This is a genomic window from Hyphomonas atlantica corrig., assembly GCF_000682715.1.
Classification (GTDB): domain Bacteria; phylum Pseudomonadota; class Alphaproteobacteria; order Caulobacterales; family Hyphomonadaceae; genus Hyphomonas; species Hyphomonas atlantica.
In genome coordinates, this window is record NZ_AWFH01000056.1 from 183,118 (window position 1) to 202,763 (window position 19,646).

Consider the following 19,646-nt stretch of genomic DNA (forward strand, 5'->3'; position numbering starts at 1 on the left):
CGGTGAAATTTGATCTTTGTGTCCCGAGGGGTGGTCAGCTTTCGGCCGTTTCGTCCCATTGGAACACGTCATCGAGGCTGACGCCGAAGACCCGCGCGATGCGGAAGGCGCTTTCGAGGGAGGGGGAGTAGCGGCCCTGTTCGATGGCGATCACGGTTTGCCGCGTCACGCCGATCTCTTTGGCCAGGGCCGCCTGGCTCATCCCGTCATGGGCCTCTCGCAGGGCCTTCACACGGTTCAGGATAGGGGGGCGTTTGGCCATGCTTACACGCCCCGGCGATAGAACAGGATGGTGAGAGCATATTCGGCCACTTGCGACGCGATCAGGCTGGCCACCGCGATGTGGAACAGCATGTTGCCATCGGCGAGGAAGTAATAGTGCCAGAGGCCCGCGAAGATGCCGAAGCCCAGCACATAGCCGGATATATTGCCCGCGCGGCGCAGCACCTGCTTGTCGCGCTCATCCTCTACGTCATTGGCCTCTTCCGGGCTGCTGGCCGCGATGATGATGTGGCTGATGATGGCGCCGAAGACCAGCATGCCGGTCGCCACGGCGATCAACACGATGTTGGGGCCAATGGTCTCGCCCAGCGCCTCTGACCGGCTCCACACCTGATTGATATACCAGAGCCCGGTGAGCGAGAGCAGCAGGCCCATGATCCAGGCCGATTTTTCGTGAAAGGACATTCGATGTCTCCATGTCAAAAATTTCTTACATGACCCATATGGTCAAAAACTTTTGACATGTCAAATATTTTTTACTTCCTTGGGATTTCGGTGTACTGATCGAACACGATTGTGATTTTTATGTAAAAGCAAGCCAGCAAAGTGATACGTCGTGGAATACATATCCTGCATCGACACTGGAAGAGCTCGTAGAAGACAACAAGTGGCATAAAGAGCGAAGTCTTCGCATATAGGCTGCGCTACAACGTAAATGATCTGAGCACCGACGAAGGAAGAGCAACTTTCAACGGAACAAATTCAAACGAATCGTGCTAGTCAATGGTAGAATAAAAAGAAGCGATAAAGTGGAATGCCCAGCGATATTGCCGTTGAGTTTGCTCCTGCGGAGGAATCCATTGAGTGGGCGAACCGTGCAATCGCTGAGTTGGGCGATCAAATTAGTAAGTTTTTTTCAGGTGGTGTCGCAGAAGTTGTCACCCATACCAATGCAGACACAAGCCAAAACGTTCAGAAGCTGAAGTTGACGACCGATATCCCAAAGGACTTTAGGCGCAAGGCGACCGAAGCTCTCAACAATGCAAGGCATAGCTTTGATCAAAGTGTTTTTGCTGCCCGCAACATACTGGCAACTAAATCGAACAAAGGGATAAACTACCCTTGGGCTCGTGATCCCGATGATTTGGATCAACTCTTGGATCGGCGCAAAATTGATTCGCGTCTCTGGGACACTATCAAGTCTCACGAGCCATACCGCACTTCAGACAAGTATTCCGGGGGCAATGATTTGATTCGATTGCTCGCGACTATCGCAAACAACAAGCACACAGTCGGCCTTACGGTTGATGCGGTGATCGCTAGAACTAGGTATCCCACCATCACTGGTGGCCCGATCCAGAAGCTAGAAGTGCTTCGGCCCGTGTGGAATGCGCGTACAAAGGAAGCCGAACTCATAAGGTGGATCGGCGAAGCAAAAATTGAGGGTGAATACGAATTCAACCTATTGATGTGTCTTAAAGATTCTAGGCTGCCTCAACCAGTAAGTGCTGTGGACGCGCTTAGTGACTTTACAAAACATGCAACGGATGTGTGTGAGAGCATAAAAGCTAAGTGTGTGGAACTGACTCAATGACGAAGCGAGATGCGTCTGGCGTCCAGATTCACACGCCTGTGTTGTGCTGCACAACGCATCAGATATTGCACTCATCCACTCCCCAGCTTGACCGCGCCCCCCGTGGCCTCTAGGTCCGGCGGACCTGTTTTCACTCAAGCATGACTGACATTCCCGATGACCGATCTTTCCGCGCTCGCCCAATCCGCAAAGGCCTGGCCGTTCGAGCTTGCCCGCAAGCTGGAACAGCGTGTGGAGCAGCAGATCAAGGCCGGCCAGCGCACGGCGGATGACCCGGTCACGTTCGAGACCGGCTATGGCCCGTCGGGCCTGCCGCATATCGGCACGTTCGGCGAAGTGGTGCGCACGACCATGGTGCGCCACGCGTTTGAGGCGCTGACCGGCGGCAAGTACACAACGCGCCTGATCTGTGTCTCCGATGACATGGACGGGATGCGCAAAGTGCCCCCGACCGTGCCGAACCCGGAAAGCCTGGAAGCCTATCTGCAACAGCCGCTGACGGCTGTGCCGGACCCGTTTGGCACGCACGCCTCCTATGGCGCGCACATGAATGCGCGGCTGTGTGCCTTCCTCGACCAGTTCGGCTTTGAGTATGAATTCCTGTCGGCCACGGAATGCTACAAATCCGGCCGGTTTGACGACATGCTGCGCGAGGCCGCGCGCAAGTATCAGGACATCATGGATGTGATGCTGCCGACGCTGGGCGAGGAGCGGCAGGCGACCTACAGCCCGTTCCTGCCCATCCATCCGGAGACGGGGGAGGTGCTCTATGTGCCGATGAAATCCGTTGACGGAGAGAAGGGCACGATCACGTTTGACGATGAAAGCGGCAAGGAATTCACGCTGCCGGTGACGGGCGGCCATGTGAAGATGCAGTGGAAGCCCGATTTCGGCATGCGCTGGGCCGCGCTTGGCGTCGACTTTGAAATGTTCGGCAAGGACCATCAGGCCAATGCGCCGATCTATTCCAAGATCACGCGCATCCTGGGCAAGCGCCCGCCGGAGCAATATGTCTATGAGATGTTCCTGGACGAGAAGGGCGAGAAAATCTCCAAGACCAAGGGCAATGGCATCTCGGTCGAGGACTGGCTGAAATATGCCCCGGATGAGAGCCTCAGCCTGTTCCAGTTCCAGAAGCCGCGCGTGGCGAAGAAGCTGTATTTCGATGTCATCCCGAAGGCCGTGGATGAATATCTCACCTTCCTTGAGAAGTATCCGGCCGAAGCGCCCGAGCGGCAGATCGAGAACCCGGTCTGGCACATCCATTCCGGCAAGCCGCCGGCAGAGACGACGCCGGTCAGCTTTGCGCTGCTGCTGAACCTCGTCGCCGTGGCGAACCCGGAAGACCGGAGCCAGCTCTGGGGCTTCATCTCGCAATACGCGCCGGAAGCCTCACCGGAGACGCACCCGCTGCTGGACCAGCTGGCGGGCTATGCGATGAGCTATTATCGCGACTTCGTCCTGCCACAGAAGACCTATCGCGCGCCCTCCGATGCCGAACGCGCCGCGATGGAAGACCTTTCCGCGCGGCTCAAGGCCTTTGACGGAGAGCGCACGTCTGAAAACCTCCAGACGCTGACCTTCTCTGTCGGGAAGGATCATGAGTTCGAGAATCTGCGAGACTGGTTCAAGGCGCTGTATGAAGTGCTGCTCGGCCAGAGTCAGGGCCCGCGCTTCGGCAGCTTCGCCGCGCTCTATGGCGTGGAGAACACCGCGCGGCTGATCGACGAGTCTCTCGCGCGGGGGTAGGGCCTTTTTTGATCGCTCATCTCGGATCCGGCTGGGTCCCGGCCTGCGCCGGGATGAGCGGATATGTTGTAGGTCCGGCGCGCAATGAGCTGACCAAACCGTAACCTCGCTTCAACACTCCTCTGGTTTAACATGGCGCGAGCCTTGAGGAGATTTCGCCATGCCTGTCCTTCGTTTTGTGCTTGTTGCGGGCATGATTGCCACCCTGCCAGCCTGTCTTGCCACCAAGGTCGTCACCGTGCCTGTCGGCGTGGCGGGCGATGTGGTCGAGGGCACGGCCAAGGGCGCCTACAAGGTCGGCTCCGGGGTGGTGAGCGCCACGGGCGATGCGCTGGACGGGCCGGAACGCGACGTGAAGCTGACCGTCAAGGTGAAGAAATTCAGTGGCGGCACAAAGACCTATACGCGCACGGTCGAGTCCGACGACATCGAGAAGACGCTCGAAAAGCTCGGCAAGAAAGGCACGATCATTGATGTGCGGGTGGACGAAGTAGACTAGGGTCTACTCCGCCGCCGCGATCAGCGTGGTCTTTGCCTTGGGCATAGTGCCCTCCGGCCAACCGGCCCAGAGCTCTGCCTCTTTCGCCTTCGCAACATCGACCGCCGCGTCCTTGACGTGGCCATAGCCGCGGATCTCGTCCGGTATTTCGGCGAGCGCGATGGCAAGGGTATGGTTCTGTGCGGTAAGTTCCTGCGCAATGCGGGCCAGGCCGGCGAGATACTCATCGCGCAGCTGGCGCTCCATGCGGCGTTCTTCCGTGTAGCCGAACAGGTCGAACCGCGTGCCGCGCAGGCCCTTGAACTTCGCCATCAGCTTGAAGACGCGGAACATCCACGGGCCGAAATGCTTCTTCTTCAGATGGCCTTCGGCATCCTTCTTGGCGAGGATCGGCGGGGCCAGCATGAGGCGCATCTTGCCGCCCTTGAACTGGCTGGCGACATAGTCGGCGAACTTGCCATCCGTGTAGAGACGGGCGACTTCGTATTCATCCTTGTAGGCCATCAGCTTGTAGGCATAGGTGGCGGCGGCGCGGGTCAGCTTCTCACCCAATCCTGCGGCATGTTCTGCGGCGCGGACCTGCGCAACGATGCTGCGGTATTTTTCCGCATAGGCGGCGTCCTGATAGGCGGTCAGGCGGCTGGCCCGATCCTCGATCAACTCGTCGAGGGTTTTTTCCTCGATATGGCCGCGCGGGTCTGTCTGGGGCAGAAGACGGTCCGGATCAGCGGCGGCGATACGGCCAATGTTGAAGGCGGACATGTTGTCTTCCACCTTCGTTCCGTTCAGGCGGATCGCGCGGTAGAGCGCCCGCAGGCTGATCGGGACCTGGCCTTTCTGCCAGGCGTATCCGACCATGATCATGTTCGTATAGATCGCATCGTGCAGGTAGCCGACAGCCAGCGCCTCGGCATCAAATGCGCCGAAGTCACGGGCCTGACGCTTCACGCGCGCGGCCAGGAGGTCGCTCTCGAAACGCTTTGACCGATCCCGGATGAACTCGCTGGTCGGGGTGACGTCAGAATTCGCATAGGCGGCGGTGCGGCCAACATCCATCAAATTCAGCGCGTCCCCGCCCGCCGCCACGACAAGGTCGCAGGCGATGATCAGGTCTGCGCTGGCCGGAGGAACCTTGCCGGTGGAGATCATCTCCGGCTCTTTCGCGAAGCGGATATGGCTGAGCACCGGACCGCCCTTCTGGGCAAGGCCGGTCATGTCCAGGCTGGAGGCGGCGTTGCCATCCACATGCGCGGCCATTGCCAGCACGGCGGCGACGGTGGTGACGCCCGTACCGCCAACGCCAGTGAACAGCACGTTCCAAGGCTCCGACAGTCCCGGCGTTTCGGGCAGGGGCAAGCCCGCATCGTCAAACTCCGGACGCGGCTGGTCCTGCCAGGCCGGCTCGCCATCCTGAATGGTCACGAAGCTCGGGCAGAAGCCCCGCAGGCAGGACAGGTCCGTGTTACAGGTTGACTGGTTGATCCGGCGCTTGCGGCCAAGTTCGGTCTCGACCGGCTCAACCGACAGGCAGTTCGATTTGATCGAACAATCACCACAGCCTTCGCAGACTTCGGTGTTGATCACGACGCGCGTGCGGTCCGGTGCGCGCAGGCCGCGCTTGGAGCGGCGACGTTTTTCCGTGGCGCAGATCTGGTCGTAGATCATGACGGAGACGCCCGGCGTTTCGCGCAACATCTTCTGGACCTCGTCCAGCTCCTCGCGGTCGTAGATCTTCACGCGGCGCGGAATGTATTTGACGTTGGCGTAGCGGGTCGGATCTTCGGTGACGATGACAATGGTTTCGACACCTTCGGCTTCGACCTGCTGGGCAATCTGAGCCGGGGTCTGGCCGGATTCCACATGCTGGCCGCCGGTCATGGCGACGGCGTCATTATACAGAATCTTGTAGGTCATGTTCGCGCCGGAGGTGACCGCGGCGCGGATGGCAAGGCTGCCGGAATGGGAGTAGGTGCCGTCGCCGAGATTGACAAAGACGTGCGGTTCGTCCGTCGCCCAGTGCTGGCCGACCCAGGCGATGCCTTCGCCGCCCATCTGGCTGGTCATGTCGGTTTTCCGGTCCGGCATGAAATTCGCCATATAGTGACAGCCAATACCTGCCAGCGCGCGCGAGCCTTCCGGTACGACGGTGGAGGAATTGTGCGGGCAGCCGGAACAATAGTGCGGTGTACGGAGGGTTTCCGTCGCATTGGTGCGTGCGGCTTCCCCGGCGCGGCCGATGCGGTCGAAATAGGCATTGGCCCGTGAGGTATCCCAGCCTTCCGGCAGGATCTTCATCAGTGCTTCGGCCATTTCCGGGATGGAGATGGAGGCAATGTCGGAGAGGAGGGGGCGGCCTTCGCGGTCGCGCTTGCCTTCCACCGTCGGGCGCTGGCCATCTGGCAGGTCATACAGCACAGAGCGCAACTGGTCTTCGATCAGCGGGCGCTTGTGTTCGATCACGACCACGCGTTCCAGACCTTTGCAGAACGCCCGGATCCCTTCCGGTTCCAGCGGCCACGGCATGGCCACCTTGTACACGGAGAGACCCAGGCGTCCTGCATCCTGCGGTGACAGGCCGAGCGCCGCGAGTGCCTCGAACACATCGCGGGCAGCTTGTCCTGTCACGACAACACCGACACGGGGTTTCGGCGAAGGCAGGATGACCTGGTCCAGCTTGTTGGCGCGCACATAGGCTTGTGCTGCGGGCAGCTTCACCTGACGCAGGCGGCGTTCCTTGTCGAGCGGGCTGTCGCCGCGCCGCAAATGCACGCCGTCTTCCGGCAATTGGAAGTCGGGCTGGATGAAATTGAAGCGGTCGAGATCGACGCTGACGACCGAACCGGAATCCATCGTGTCAGCGAGGGCTACGAGGCCGGTCCATGCGCCGGAAAAGCGGCTCATCGCCCAGCCATGAATGCCGTAATCCAGCACATCCTGGATCGAGGCCGGGTTGAGGACGGGGATTTCGGCGTCCGCCATGGCGTATTCTGACTGCGAGGGAAGAGTCGAAGACTTGCAATTATGGTCGTCGCCGATGATCGCCAGCACACCGCCATGATCGGAGGCGCCGGCAGCGTTGGCATGTTTGAACACGTCACCTGTGCGGTCGACACCCGGGGCCTTGCCGTACCAGATGCCGAACAGGCCATCATATTTTGCGCCGGGGAACAGGCCGAGCTGCTGGCTGCCCCAGACGGCAGTTGCGCCAAGGTCTTCGTTCAGGCCTTCCCAGAACTTGATATCGTGCGCGTCGAGCCATTTTTGCGCGGCACGCAATTGCTGGTCGTAGCCGCCCAGCGGCGAGCCGCGATACCCGGAAATGAAGCCGGCCGTGTTCAGATTCTGACGCAGATCGAGACGTTTGCGATCAAGTGGTAGGCGGACCAGCGCCTGAATGCCGGTCATGAACGCTTTTCCCTCGACAAGCTTGTATTTGTCGTCCAGCGTAACTTCACGATGTTGCATGATATGCCTATGAAATGAGGGTTTAGGCATATTATTGGGTAAATTAAGTGAAATTGCTTGCCTATCTTGCGCGATATTTGCTATTGCGGGGTTAAATTTACCAAGATACGCAAGAAAGTGAGCAAAGATTGCCCCAAGAACTAGATGCCGTCGACGCGCGAATCCTGGACATTGTTCAGCATGACGCCGGCCTGTCCGTTGCCGAGATCGCCGACCGCGTAGGCCTGTCTTCATCACCCTGCTGGCGCCGCATCAAGCGCATGGAAGAGGCGGGCTTCATCACGGGCCGGGTGACCCTTCTGGACAATTCCTCGCTCGGACTCAACTTTGAAGTGATGGCCAGCGTCAAACTGGCGTTGCCGAGCCGGGAAAACCTCGATGCGTTCGAGCAAATGGTTCAGGCGTGGCCCGAAGTGATCGAGTGCATGACCGTGACGGGCGCGGTGGACTACATGATCCACATCATCACGACAGATATGCACGCTTATGACAATTTCCTGCGGGACAATCTGCTCGGCTCGGCGCTGGTGTCAGATGTTCAGTCCCGCATCGTAATTCGCGTTGCAAAACGCACAACGGCGCTGCCGCTGGACCTGGTTGAGGATATCAAGAAACCGACCTCAGCCTGATTGGCGGTGCGCGCATGCGGAGGTGCGCGACATGCTGAAATGCCTGGTCTCATTCTTGTTTGCGCTGGCATTGGTGATGCCTGCCTGGAGCGAGTCGATGTCGCCCGAAGACCTGACTGCGAAGCTCGAAACGGTGCGCGACAAGGCGGGTCTCGTCGCGCTTGGCGCAGTGGTTGCGGATGCGGATGGGCAGATCCTTGCGCTCGCCGTGACGGGCGATCGCGTCCGGGGCAAGGGGGCCGCAGCGCAACCGGATGATGCCTGGCATATCGGCTCCAATACCAAGATGCTGACCGCTTTGCTTTATGGGCGTCTCGTTGAGCGAGGGGAGGCCAGATGGGGCGCGACGCTGCCGGAATTGCTGCCGGACCTGGCTGATGAAATGGATGCGGCGTGGTCGGACATCACAATTGAAGACCTGTTGGCGCATCGCAGCGGGATGGCCGCCAATCCGGGCGTGACCTGGTTCCTGACCAGCCGGGCGTCTTCAAACACGGTGGAGGCGCAACGGACCAGTTTGGCAAGGGCTGCACTCGCCAAACCGCCCAAGACCGAGCCGGGCAGCTTCACCTATTCCAATTACGGATACATGGTGGCCGGCGCGGCGCTGGACCGTATCGCTGAGCGCATGGGACATCAGAATTACGAATCCCTGTTCCTGGCAGAGCTGGTTCCGTCTGGCGAGGGATGGGGCTTTGGTCCGCCGCCAGAGGGCATTGAAGGCCACCGGAAAGGCCTGTTCGGCGGGCTGAAAGGGCAGGGCGCTGGTCTGGATGCGGACAATCCGCCTGCGCTGGCCCCGGCGGGCACGTTGCATGTACCATTGGAGGCGCATGCACGGCTGCTCAGCCGTTTCCTGACGCCGGATGAAACAGTAGCGAAGCTGCTCATGCCCTATCCGGACGAGGCGTCGGACTATGCGCTGGGCTGGGGCGTGGTTTCCGACAGTCCATCTGGCGCTGCGCTTGGGCACAGCGGGTCAAACACGATGTGGCTGTCTACGGTGAGGCTCTACCCGGATGCAGGAGTGGTCGTGATCGTCAACACGAACAGTTTCAGCGAAAAGGGCGTGCAGGCCCTGAATGGTCTGGCAGAGGATCTCGCAGCGGCCTATGGCGCAGCCTCGCAGGACTAGTCGCCCACAACGTCAATATAGGTGACGTGACCATCTGATTCGTTCAGTGTACGTGCGCTGCCATCCGGCCAACTCTGAAGCCGTGTTTGCATGCGCGGGGACGTGCGATCGCCTCCGAACAGGGATTCCGGTTCGAAACATAGCCAGGCGAGCGGCGCGTCTGCCGTGGCCGCCGCGCCCGCCTCCTCGATCAGCCGCATGATGCGGGCGATGTCCTCCTTGGGCGGATAGACGAGGAAAACGGAGTGATAAACGACGGTCAGCCCTTCCGCCGGGCGGTTTGCGAGTCGATCCGTCAACCAGTCGACAGCGTCGGCCTGTTCGATCCGCACGCCCCTCTGGCGGGCAAGGTCGGCAGCTGCATCGAGCCGCGCAAGACGCCCGGCCTGGTCCGGCCAGGTATAGGATTTCAGGCGCAGATAGGCGGCTTCATCAGACACATCTATCGGGTTCAGATCGCATCCAGCGCGGGATTGGATCAGGGGCGCTGCTTCAAGGTGGGCAGGGGCGGGGCCGTTCCAGACGGTGGAAATGGTAACATCGCTGGGGCCGGGCTTTTGCCACGTGCCGCCATCATAGGTGAACCGATCCCAATTCTGGTTCAGGCCCGCGCTGGCGCCCAGTTCCAGCAGGTGCATGGGCATGCGAAATTTGGTGGCCAGCTCCAGAAAGCCGGGCAGAAGCGCGATGGACCGGCGCGTTTCATTCGTCTGCGGAGGGCTCTTCAGATAGGTGCGCGCATCCTCCGGATAGTTCTCCAGCCACGTTCTCGCCTCTCGCCAGACCGTATCCATGTTCCAGTCAGGTGACGCGGCGGGATAGGTGGCAGCGAGCGCCTTCGCCGTACCTGTCAGGACGGCGTGGTGCAGGTACCCGGTCAGGCGCAGGCCGAGCGCATCCTTGCGGGGATTGCCGCTCCAGTCGCCGCAGATGTCTGCAACGGGGCCGCCTGCGTCGAAATCGTCTGCAAACCGCCGGAGCAGCGCAGCGGTAAACGGTGACCCCAGATCCTCGCACCAGCGCGCCTGCTCGGCGAAATGGTCGAGGATCCGGGTTTCATCCAGCATATGGCCGCCCTAGTAGCGTTCCAGCGCCATGGCGATGCCTTCGCCGCCGCCGATACAGAGGCTGGCCATACCCTTCTTCAGGCCACGATCTTCCATCGCGGCCAGCAGGGTGACGATCAGGCGTGCGCCGGAAGCGCCGATTGGGTGGCCCATGGCACAGGCGCCGCCATTCACGTTCAGCTTCTCGTGGGGAATGCCCAGCTCTTTCATCGCGATCATCGGAACCACGGCGAAAGCTTCATTCACTTCCCAGAGTTCAACTTCGTCGATGCTCCAGCCAGCCTTTTCGAGCGCCTTTTTCATGGCGGGCACGGGCGCGGTGGTGAAGTATTCCGGCTCATGCGCATGGCTGGACGAGGAGACGATCTTGGCGAGCGGCTCAAGGCCGCGCTTCTTCGCTTCGGATTCGCGCATCAGCACCAGCGCTGCCGCACCATCGGAAATGGCGGAGGCGTTGGCCGCGGTCACTGTGCCGTCTTTCGAGAACGCCGGACGCAGGCTCGGGATCTTGTCCGGGCGGGCTGTGCGGGGCAGTTCGTCAGTGTCGACAACCGTCTCGCCCTTGCGGGATTTGATCGTGACCGGGGCAATCTCGCGCTTGAACTTGCCGTTTGCTGTCGCTTCCTGGGCCCGCTTCAGCGTTTCCAGCGCGTAGGCGTCCTGTTGCTCGCGGGTAAACTGGTACTCTCCGGCAATCATGTCGGCGAACTCGCCCATGGGGCCGCCCTTGTAAGCATCAGACAAGCCGTCCAGCGCCATATGGTCTTGTGCGGCCATGGTGCCATATTTGTGGCCCTTGCGGACCTGCATCAGGTGCGGGGCGTTGGTCATGGATTCCATGCCGCCAGCGATCACGATGTTTGCATCGCCTGCGAGAATGGCATTGCGTGCCATGACAGCGGCCTGCATGCCGGAACCGCACATCTTGTTGATCGTGGTGGCTTCAAGGCCCTTGTCCTGACCGGCCTTGAACCCGGCCTGACGGGCAGGGGCCTGTCCCTGGCCGGCAGGAAGGCAGTTGCCCATGATGATTTCATTGGCTTCGCCGGGGGCGAGCTTGGCTTCGCTGACGGCCTTCTCGATCGCGATGGCGCCCAGTTCGCTGGCTGTCAGGCCAGCAAGGTCGCCGAGCAAACCACCCATGGGCGTGCGGCCCATACCGACGATAACGACGGGATCTTGATCAGACATGGAGTTTCCTTCCGGTTCGGTTTTTTGCAGTTGCGAACACAAAGCGCTTCCGGGCCGGACTCGTCAAGAGGATCGCGAAGACGTGGTGTTCGACGGATATCAATTTTGCGAGATGGCGTTCCGGTCAGCGCACGCGTTGCGGGTTGGTTGCGTCCAGCCGGATTGCTTCGGCAACGATCTGCTTCACTGTTTCATCAACGTCTTCGACCGACCGGACCTTTACATGCCGCAGGGCCTTGCCAGTGCCTTCGATGCGATCTGGCGATGTGTTGGTGAGCTGCGCGCCATAGAAAAGCTGCAGATTGCACCGGTCCTTGTACGCGGCGATCGAGAAGATTCGCTCATTCCCGCTCCAGCATGGAAAACCCCATGCCAGCTGGCAGGACAGGGCAGGGCCTGTCTGTTCGATCAGGGCCTTGAGCGCGTTTGCGATTTCGCGCTGTTGAGGCTCAAGGCCCTCGAACCAGGATTCAACGGTTTTTGCCAAATGGGCTGCGTTACTTCTTCTTGCGCTTGGCCTTGTCGTCAGCCTTCGGCGGCATGACTTCGAACGTCATCTGAAGATTGACGCGGTATTTGTCGATCTTGCCGTTCTTGATGGTGGTGTACATCTCGTTGACATAGGCCGAGGCCAGACCTTTGACCGTGGCGTCAAATCGCGTGACGGCAGTCTGAATCGCATCCTCGAAGGATTTGGTCGATTCCGACATGATCTGTTCTGATTTCATGATAGCCATTTTGCGTCCCTTTCCTTTGCGGAAAGGGCATTGAAGACCCTGAAATCAGGTTTGCCAAGGGATTCCGCCAAATTGGCGCGAAAGAGCTTGGGCGATCAGACCAGCTGAAAACCGGCCTCAGAGCCCTTTTGCCATACGACCCGGGCGGGGCCGACAATTCCAACGCCAATGGCGTTGAGTGTTACAAATTCGGGCATGCCCTCATTCGTGGGAAAGCGAAGGCGCACGCCTGTATCAGAATGATCCAGTACGATGCCGCGGCGCTTGTAGCCTGTGTCATAGACGACATTGGCCTCGCGATAGACCGATGCGCGCGCTGGCCGGGGCCGTTCGCGGGATGGGGCAACCATTCGCTCAACGCGCTCAGCCGCAGGGGCAGAGGCAGCAGATTTCTTCGATTTGAACAAATTGTTGAACATGTTTTTCCCAGACAGGATTTCTTCAAGAACACCGATGCAACCCATGTGCCAGTTTCGGCGCTAACACGGGTGTACCGGAAAAATCCTTCAGAACACGTAAATGGCGGCGCCCGCAGGCGCCGCCAACTGTAATAAAACCTACGGTTTACGAGATTTACCAGATCCGGATGCGTTGTTCCGGTGGCAGGTACATTTCGTTATCCTCGGTAACGTTGAAAGCGTCATACCATTCGGCGAGGTTACGAACCACGCCATTCACGCGGTAGACCGGCGGAGAGTGTGGGTCGGTCAGCAATTGGCGACGCGTGGCTTCCTCACGGTATTTGGAGCGCCAGACCTGTGCCCAGGACAGGAAGAAGCGTTGATCGCCGGTCAGGCCGTCGATCACGGGCGCTTCCTCTCCTGCGCTGATTGTGCCGTCGCCATCGGTGTCCAGGCTCAGCTTGTAGGCCTTGTAGGCCATGGAGAGGCCGCCCAGGTCGCCAATGTTCTCGCCGAGGGTAAGGGAGCCGTTGACGCAGGTTTCGCCCTCGTCCAGCGGGCAGAGCGCGTTGTACTGTTCAACCAGCGCACCGGTCTTGGCCTTGAAATTGGCCTCGTCTTCGGCGGTCCACCAGTTCCGCAGCGTGCCATTTCCATCAGATTTGGCGCCCTGATCATCAAACCCGTGACCGATTTCATGACCGATCACGCCGCCAATGGCGCCATAATTCACGGCAGGATCTGCCGTCAGGTTGAAGAAGGGAGGCTGAAGGATTGCGGCCGGGAACACGATCTCGTTGCGGTTCGGCGAATAATACGCGTTGACCGTTTGCGGCAGCATGAACCATTCGGTGCGGTCAATCGGCTGGCCGAGCTGGGAGATCATGTCCTTCCAAGCCCAGTCATTGACGGCCATATTGTTCGCAAACGCGTCGGGGCCGACATTCAACTGTTCATAGGTCTCGAAATTCTCGGGATAGCCGATCTTCGGTGTGAACTTCGCGAGCTTGTCACGTGCCTCGACCTTGGTTTCCTCGCCCATCCATTCGATCTCGTCGAGATTGCTGTTCATGGCCAGGCGCAGATTGGCGACGAGTTCGTCCATGGCCGCCTTGTTCTCGGCCGGGAAGAAGCGGTCCGCATATACTTTGCCAACAGCTTCACCGACGGAGCCTTCGACGGTGGATACGGCACGCTTCCAGCGCTCACGCTGTTCTTCCGCGCCGCCAAGGGTCTTGCCGTAGAATTCGAAGGTCGCCTCATCGAGTCGCTTGGGCAGCACGTCGGCATGGTCGATCAGGAAGTGCGCGGCAAGGTAAGCCTGCCAGTCTTCGAGAGGTGCCGTCTGCATGATCTCGAACAGGCCGGCAATGCCGCCGCCTGAAACCTTCTCGACCTGTTCCGGCGTCAGGCCGTTCTCCTCGATTTCTTCCGCCGTTGGCGTAACCTGACGTACGACGAACGCGTCTTCGCCGTTCAGGCCGAGATCCATCAGCATGGTTGCCAGCGGGAAGTCTCCGGCCAGGGCTTCAAGCTCGGCGCGGGTCATCTTGTTGTAGGTGAGGTTGCGATTGCGGCCAGCTGCGCGGTCCCAATGCGCCTCGGCCATGCGGGTCTCGAGCGCGATGACGCGATCGGCAGCCGCCTCGGGATCGTCGTAACCAGCCTCAGTCAGAAGCGTGGCCAGCATGGTCTTGTAAGCTGCGCGGATCTCGAGATTCTTCTCGCTATCTGTCAGATAATAATCGCGGTCTCCGATGCCGAGTCCGGATTGCGTGACATAGAAGATGTACTGGTCGGTCTGTTTGGAATCGACATCGACCCAGCCCGCAATCGGGGAGGAGTACCCAGTGGCGGCAAACAGCTTGGCGAGGTCTTCGCGGCTGGACAGGCCTTCAATCTTGCTGAGGTATGGCGTGGCAGGCGCCAGACCGGCGGCCTCAATCCCGCTTGTGTCCATATAGGCGTTGTATACGGACGCAACCTTGCCTTCGAGCGTGGATGGATCAGGCTCGGCTTCGGCAAGTTCCTGGATAATGTTCAGGACGCGCTGCTCGGACTTTTCCGCCAGCAGGGTGAAGGCACCGTACCGTGTGCGGTCGCCCGGGATGACAAAGCTGTCGAGCCATTTGCCGTTTGCGTATGTGTAGAAATCATCGCCCGGATCAACTGTTTCGTCCCGAAGGGTCAGGTCGACCCCCCAATCGCCCCAATAATCAGCGGCAGACAGTTCCAGCCCTTCGGGCGTCACATATTTTCCGTCTGCGTTGGGTGTTGTTGCAGATGTGGATGTCGCCTCCGTTGCCTCGGCGGGAGTGGCGGTTTCTTCCTGAGCGGCCGGGCCGCATGCTGCGAGCAGGGCGATCGATGCGGCCCCGAGCATGAGTTTCTTCATCAAGGTCTCTCCAATAAAAGGATGCGGCCCAGCGCGCATGCGGCCAGGCCCGTATCCAAGATTGATCCCAGTCTATTCGGCTGGGGCCGCGTGGCCAAGGGTGCTATCGCGGCTGGTTCCGATCAGTTCATCTTCGTCAATGGTGACCTGACCACTATAGGTTTCGCCAATCTGGCGGAAAGGCTTGCCGCCCCATGTCCACCGGAACACGCGCCCAATCTCTACGCCTACGGCATACAGTGTCGGAACCATGAGCAGGGAGACAAACAGGGCAAAGGCAACGGCAGAGCCAAGCGACACGACCATCGGTTTCAGGAATTGTGCCTGAACAGACTTTTCCGCAATCAGGGGCAGGATGCCGACGAATGTCGTGACTGATGTCAGCAGGATCGGACGGAACCGCGAGACGCCGCCATCGACCAGGGCCTGAACCGCGCCTGCGCCTTCGTCGCGCCGGCGGTTCACATAATCGATCAGCACGAGGTTGTCGTTGATCACGACGCCTGCCGCCGCAGCGATGCCAAAGAAGGAGAACATCGCCATAGGCGTGTTGAAGGCCCACAACCCAAAGACAGCACCAGCATATGCGAAGGGCAGGGCCATCATCAGCAGGAGCGGCTGGGCATAGGAACGGAACGCGACGGCCAGCAGGATATACATCGTGCCGATGGCGATCAGGATAAGGCGACCGATTTCGCTGAAGAATTTCTGTTCTTCCTCAAAGCCGCCCGCTTCGCCGCGTTGCACATCCGGGAACTGGCGGGCGAAATCAGGCCAGAATTCCTCTTCCATGGCGGACATGATCTGACCGCGCCCGCCTTCGCCCATCACTTCGGAATAGACGGATACGGAACGTGTGCGGTTGCGCCGGACAATGCGGTTGATGCCGGGGGCATAATTGAACTCTGCGACCTGGGTGATGGGGATTTCGCGGCCGTCAGATGTCCGGATGCGAAGAGTGTCGATGCTGTCGAGATCTTCCCGAGCCGATTCTGGCAGGCGCACCATGACGCGCACGTCTTCCCCATCTCGTGGCAGGCGCTGAACCTCTTCACCATAATAAGCCTGTCGGAGCTGGTCTGACACATCGGCTAGCGTGATGCCCAGTGTTTCGGCGCCGGGCTTCAGCGAGATACGGATCTCTTCTGCTGCGGACGAGAGATTGTCCCCGATGTCGTAGGTGTTAGAATAGGTCGCAAGCTGCGCCTTCACGGCTGCGGCGGCTTCCCTCAGGCGGTCAAGATCATTGTGGTTCAAGGCAAAGCGAACGCCGCTCTGTTCATCATTGAACGTGAAGTCGAAGCTGATTTCCTCGGCATCCTGAATTTCGCCGACATAGTTGCGCATCTGCTCGGAAATGTCCTTTGAGCGCACGCCCTGCGGACGTTCTTCCGGTGGCAGCAGGCCGACCCATGCCTGCACCCGACCATCCGCGGCAACAACAGAGGCGTCGGTGACAAGCCCGCCTTCAATGTCCGGATACTTCGCATCCGTGACTTCCTTGGTCTTCTTGATACCGGCCTGTAGCTGGTCCCGAATCTGGATGAGGCGGGAATAGGGGGTGCCGTCCGGCATATCGATGTCGACCTGAATGAGGTCAGCCTCGATTTCCGGCATGAATTTGAATGGCACAATGCCCTTTCCGGAGACCTGTGTTGCAAGGAAGAACAGGCAGAAGAAAAAGACCACGGTCGCATATCGGAACCGGATCGCGAGTTCGAGTACGGGTTTGTAGATGTTGTTCGCAAACCAGAGCAAACTGTCCGCAATGCGACGCTGGATTTTCAGGAAGCGCCCCGACGGCCCGTCAAACTTCTGCTGCTTCATGTGCGCCAGATGGCTCGGCAGGATCAGCATGCATTCGATAATCGAGAAGATCAGTGCTGCGACAACCACGAAGGTGATCTGCTGCGTGAACATGCGGGTCGGGCCTGTAATGAATGCCCAGGGCAGGAAGGCGATGATGGTAGTGAGAACACCGAAGATCACCGGTTTCAGGACCAGTTGGGTGCCAACAATGGCCGCATCTAGCCCTTCGCGTCGCCCGCTTTCGATCTCTCGGTGAATGTTTTCACCCACAATGATCGCGTCATCCACGATCACCCCGATCACCAGCAGCACGGCGAAGGTGGACAGGATGTTCCATGAGACGCCGAAATAGGGGAGGAGAAGAATGCCGCCCGCAAAGGCCGTCATGATTCCGATGGTCACCCACAGGGCAACAGTCGGCCGCAGGAAGAGGACCAGCACCAGCATCACGAGCACGGCGCCCATCATGGCGGATTCCGTGATCAAATCCATCCGCGCCTTGAATGCCTCGGAATCGTCCCAGAGAATGTCGATCTTCACGGCTTGCGGCAGGATGCCGTTGGATGGGTCGTTGGCCTGCTCGGTGTATTTCTTGAAATTGTCCGTATAGTCGACGATGTGCATCGTATCCGGCGAACGGATCATGACGAACGCTGTCGGGTCGCCATTGAACTGTGCGCTGAATTTGTCGGTCACGAATCCATCATCGATCTGAGCGACATCATCGACGCGGATCGTGCCGTCCTCGGTGGTCTGCCGGATGATGATGTTGCCGAACTGGTCAGCTGTATCGGCGAGCTGCCGCGCCGTGATCGACACATCACCTGTCGATGATTCAATGCGCCCACCCGACGAGTTCAGGGATGACCGGCGAATGGCATTCGCCACATCACTGAAGCTAAGGCCATAGCGACGCAGGGCGTCTTCGGACACTTCAATATTGACCTGTTCGGAGATCACACCCTGCAGTTGCGCCAACTCGCCGCCGGGAATATTCGCGATGTCGTCGCGCACATTGTCTGCGAGGCGTTTCAGCGTGCGGGGGTCAACGTCGCCGTGAATGGCGATCCCCATGAAGGCATTGCGCTGCTCCCAGCGTTGAACCTGAGGTTCGAAGGCGGCTTGCGGAAGGTTGTTGATCTGGTCGACGCGGAGTTTCACCTCGTCGAGGAATTCCTGCATGTCGATATCGTCGCGGCCTTTGATATTGACCACGCCCATGCCTTCATTGGCGATGGATGTGATCCGGTCGAGGCCGTTGATGTCGGCAACGGCTTCTTCGATCCGCGTGACAATCTGTTCTTCAACGTCTTGTGGTGACGCACCATTCCAGGAAACGGAAACCGATGCACCGGTGATGTTCACCACCGGGAACATTTCCTGTTCCATCTTGGTGTAACCGAAGACCCCGCCGACGAAGGCGACGATCATCAGGAGGTTTGCGGCAACCGCGTTGCGAGCAAACCAGGCGACAATGCTGCTCATTGCGCTGCTCCCTCACCGGTCGATGCGAGAGTTGGGGAATCGCCGGACATTGTCTCATCTGCCCGCTTGGGCTCGTAAACCTTGATCGTGCCATCTTCCATGCGCTGCATGACCGTAATGTTCATGCCGTTGAAGGGGGCCTGGATGGGACTGACAATGGCCAACTCGCCGGGCTCGGCACCGGAGGCGATATAGGCACCATCGGCATCTGAATAGATCAGGTCCACATTGCGGATGGACAGCTGGCCTTCATCCGGGAGGCCAATGAACAGGCGGTCCTGTCCGCGCAGGGCACCGCGTGGCGCGACCAGCACATCGTTCAGGGTTTCGCCCTGTACCGTGGCACTGACGAACAGGCCGGGGGCCATTGGCGCATCACCATCCGCACCCGCACCATAGGGATCCTGAAGTTCGGCAATCACATTGATCTGACGGGTCTGGGAGTTCACCGCCGCAGCCGTCCGGACAACCTGACCGTGCCATTCACGTTCCACACCGCCAACAGTTGCGCGGAAGGTGACATCCGGGCCCGGCTTCTCCTTCGTTGAGCTGAAGGCAAGTGGCAGGCCAAGGCGGCCCATTTCGGCGTCCTTCAGAGGCAGGGCAACTTCGACAACGTCATTGGCAAAGATCTGGCCCAGGGACTGACCGACTGACACGACTTGTCCGATGTCCACATTGCGTTCACGCACGCGGCCAGCAAACGGCGCATAGACGGCGGTCCGGTCAAGCGCGAGCTGGGCATCTTTCAGTTGTGCCTTGGCAGATTCGAGTGACGCGCGGGCTTCGGCCAGCTGCGGCTCGCGCCGGGCCAGGGGAGAGGCGTCCGAGATGCCGAGATCCAGAATGTCCTGACGGGCGAGTTCGGCCTCCGCTTCTTCGCGGGCAAGTGCCTGCTCGGCGCTGGCGACAGAAGACTGCGCGCGGACAACTGCAAGCTCATAATCCGCCGCTTCGACACGTACCAGAAGCTGGCCCTTGTTGATGAAGCCGCCATCGATGAAGTCTGGCGAGACATATGAAATGCGACCGGATATCTGCGGTGCGACAATGATTTCGCGGCGCGGTTTCACTTCGCCCTGGGATTCCACGACAAGCGTCAGATCCGTCCGGCGAACGGGTTCGGCAAAAACGTTGAGCCCGCCGCGCGCCTCTTCAGCCTTTTCCGGCTCCGGCTGGATGGCGGACAAGGCGATCATGCCGCCGACACCGACCACGGCGAGGATGCCGATTGGCAGCAGAACTGAAATGACGCGTCCCATAGTTTA

At 59.7% G+C, this 19,646-nt stretch carries 16 protein-coding genes; 5 read left to right on the plus strand and 11 right to left on the minus strand.

What is annotated here, in order from left to right:
* Positions 1–34: 34 nt before the first annotated feature.
* On the minus strand, positions 35–262 hold the full coding sequence (locus HY36_RS14955) for a helix-turn-helix transcriptional regulator (RefSeq protein WP_035554457.1): 228 nt from the start codon (positions 260–262) through the stop codon (positions 35–37).
* 2 nt (positions 263–264) lie between these two features.
* The gene (locus HY36_RS14960; RefSeq protein ID WP_035554459.1) at positions 265–687 is read right to left on the minus strand and encodes a hypothetical protein; all 423 of its coding nucleotides are present in this window, start codon (positions 685–687) and stop codon (positions 265–267) included.
* A 349-nt stretch (positions 688–1,036) separates the two neighbouring features.
* Between HY36_RS14960 and HY36_RS14965 the strand changes: the two genes are divergently transcribed.
* The 3 genes from HY36_RS14965 (at position 1,037) to HY36_RS14975 (ending at position 4,064) form a co-directional block, all read left to right on the plus strand.
* Positions 1,037–1,816, plus strand: a complete 780-nt coding sequence (locus HY36_RS14965; RefSeq protein WP_035554462.1) for a hypothetical protein — start codon at positions 1,037–1,039, stop codon at positions 1,814–1,816.
* A 156-nt stretch (positions 1,817–1,972) separates the two neighbouring features.
* Positions 1,973–3,565 carry a lysine--tRNA ligase gene (locus tag HY36_RS14970; protein ID WP_155841964.1) on the plus strand — a complete coding sequence of 531 codons (1,593 nt, stop codon included), beginning with the start codon at positions 1,973–1,975 and terminating at the stop codon, positions 3,563–3,565.
* 160 nt (positions 3,566–3,725) lie between these two features.
* A complete protein-coding gene (locus tag HY36_RS14975) occupies positions 3,726–4,064 on the plus strand; it encodes a hypothetical protein (RefSeq protein WP_035554468.1) in 339 nt (112 codons plus the stop codon).
* 3 nt (positions 4,065–4,067) lie between these two features.
* On the opposite strand, the gene HY36_RS14980 is transcribed toward HY36_RS14975, so the two are convergent.
* A complete protein-coding gene (locus HY36_RS14980) occupies positions 4,068–7,529 on the minus strand; it encodes an indolepyruvate ferredoxin oxidoreductase family protein (protein ID WP_035554469.1) in 3,462 nt (1,153 codons plus the stop codon).
* A 128-nt stretch (positions 7,530–7,657) separates the two neighbouring features.
* Here HY36_RS14980 and HY36_RS14985 point away from each other — a divergent pair, with 128 nt between their 5' ends.
* A complete protein-coding gene (locus HY36_RS14985; RefSeq protein ID WP_035554470.1) occupies positions 7,658–8,158 on the plus strand; it encodes an Lrp/AsnC family transcriptional regulator in 501 nt (166 codons plus the stop codon).
* Positions 8,159–8,189: 31 nt separating this feature from the next.
* A complete protein-coding gene (locus tag HY36_RS14990; RefSeq protein ID WP_035554471.1) occupies positions 8,190–9,293 on the plus strand; it encodes a serine hydrolase domain-containing protein in 1,104 nt (367 codons plus the stop codon).
* Here HY36_RS14990 and HY36_RS14995 read toward each other — a convergent pair.
* The 8 genes from HY36_RS14995 to HY36_RS15030 all read right to left on the minus strand — a co-directional run bounded on the left by HY36_RS14995 (position 9,290) and on the right by HY36_RS15030 (position 19,640).
* Positions 9,290–10,360, minus strand: a complete 1,071-nt coding sequence (locus tag HY36_RS14995; protein WP_035554472.1) for a DUF2332 domain-containing protein — start codon at positions 10,358–10,360, stop codon at positions 9,290–9,292. The genes HY36_RS14990 and HY36_RS14995 overlap by 4 nt on opposite strands.
* Before the next feature lie 9 nt (positions 10,361–10,369).
* Entirely contained in the window at positions 10,370–11,551 is a 1,182-nt protein-coding gene (locus tag HY36_RS15000) for a thiolase family protein (protein WP_035554474.1), read from the minus strand.
* A gap of 124 nt (positions 11,552–11,675) precedes the next feature.
* A complete protein-coding gene (locus HY36_RS15005) occupies positions 11,676–12,038 on the minus strand; it encodes a DUF1801 domain-containing protein (protein ID WP_035554476.1) in 363 nt (120 codons plus the stop codon).
* A 10-nt stretch (positions 12,039–12,048) separates the two neighbouring features.
* The gene (locus tag HY36_RS15010; protein WP_206741213.1) at positions 12,049–12,279 is read right to left on the minus strand and encodes a dodecin family protein; all 231 of its coding nucleotides are present in this window, start codon (positions 12,277–12,279) and stop codon (positions 12,049–12,051) included.
* Between the two features lie 104 nt (positions 12,280–12,383).
* Positions 12,384–12,752, minus strand: coding sequence for a PilZ domain-containing protein (locus HY36_RS15015; protein WP_035554478.1), 369 nt, complete (start codon positions 12,750–12,752; stop codon positions 12,384–12,386).
* A gap of 109 nt (positions 12,753–12,861) precedes the next feature.
* Positions 12,862–15,084, minus strand: a complete 2,223-nt coding sequence (locus HY36_RS15020; RefSeq protein WP_035554481.1) for a M13 family metallopeptidase — start codon at positions 15,082–15,084, stop codon at positions 12,862–12,864.
* A 72-nt stretch (positions 15,085–15,156) separates the two neighbouring features.
* Positions 15,157–18,378, minus strand: a complete 3,222-nt coding sequence (locus HY36_RS15025) for an efflux RND transporter permease subunit (protein ID WP_035554482.1) — start codon at positions 18,376–18,378, stop codon at positions 15,157–15,159.
* Positions 18,375–19,640, minus strand: coding sequence for an efflux RND transporter periplasmic adaptor subunit (locus HY36_RS15030; protein ID WP_035554484.1), 1,266 nt, complete (start codon positions 19,638–19,640; stop codon positions 18,375–18,377). The genes HY36_RS15025 and HY36_RS15030 overlap by 4 nt, the downstream gene beginning before the upstream one ends.
* Between the last annotated feature and the right edge of the window lie 6 nt (positions 19,641–19,646).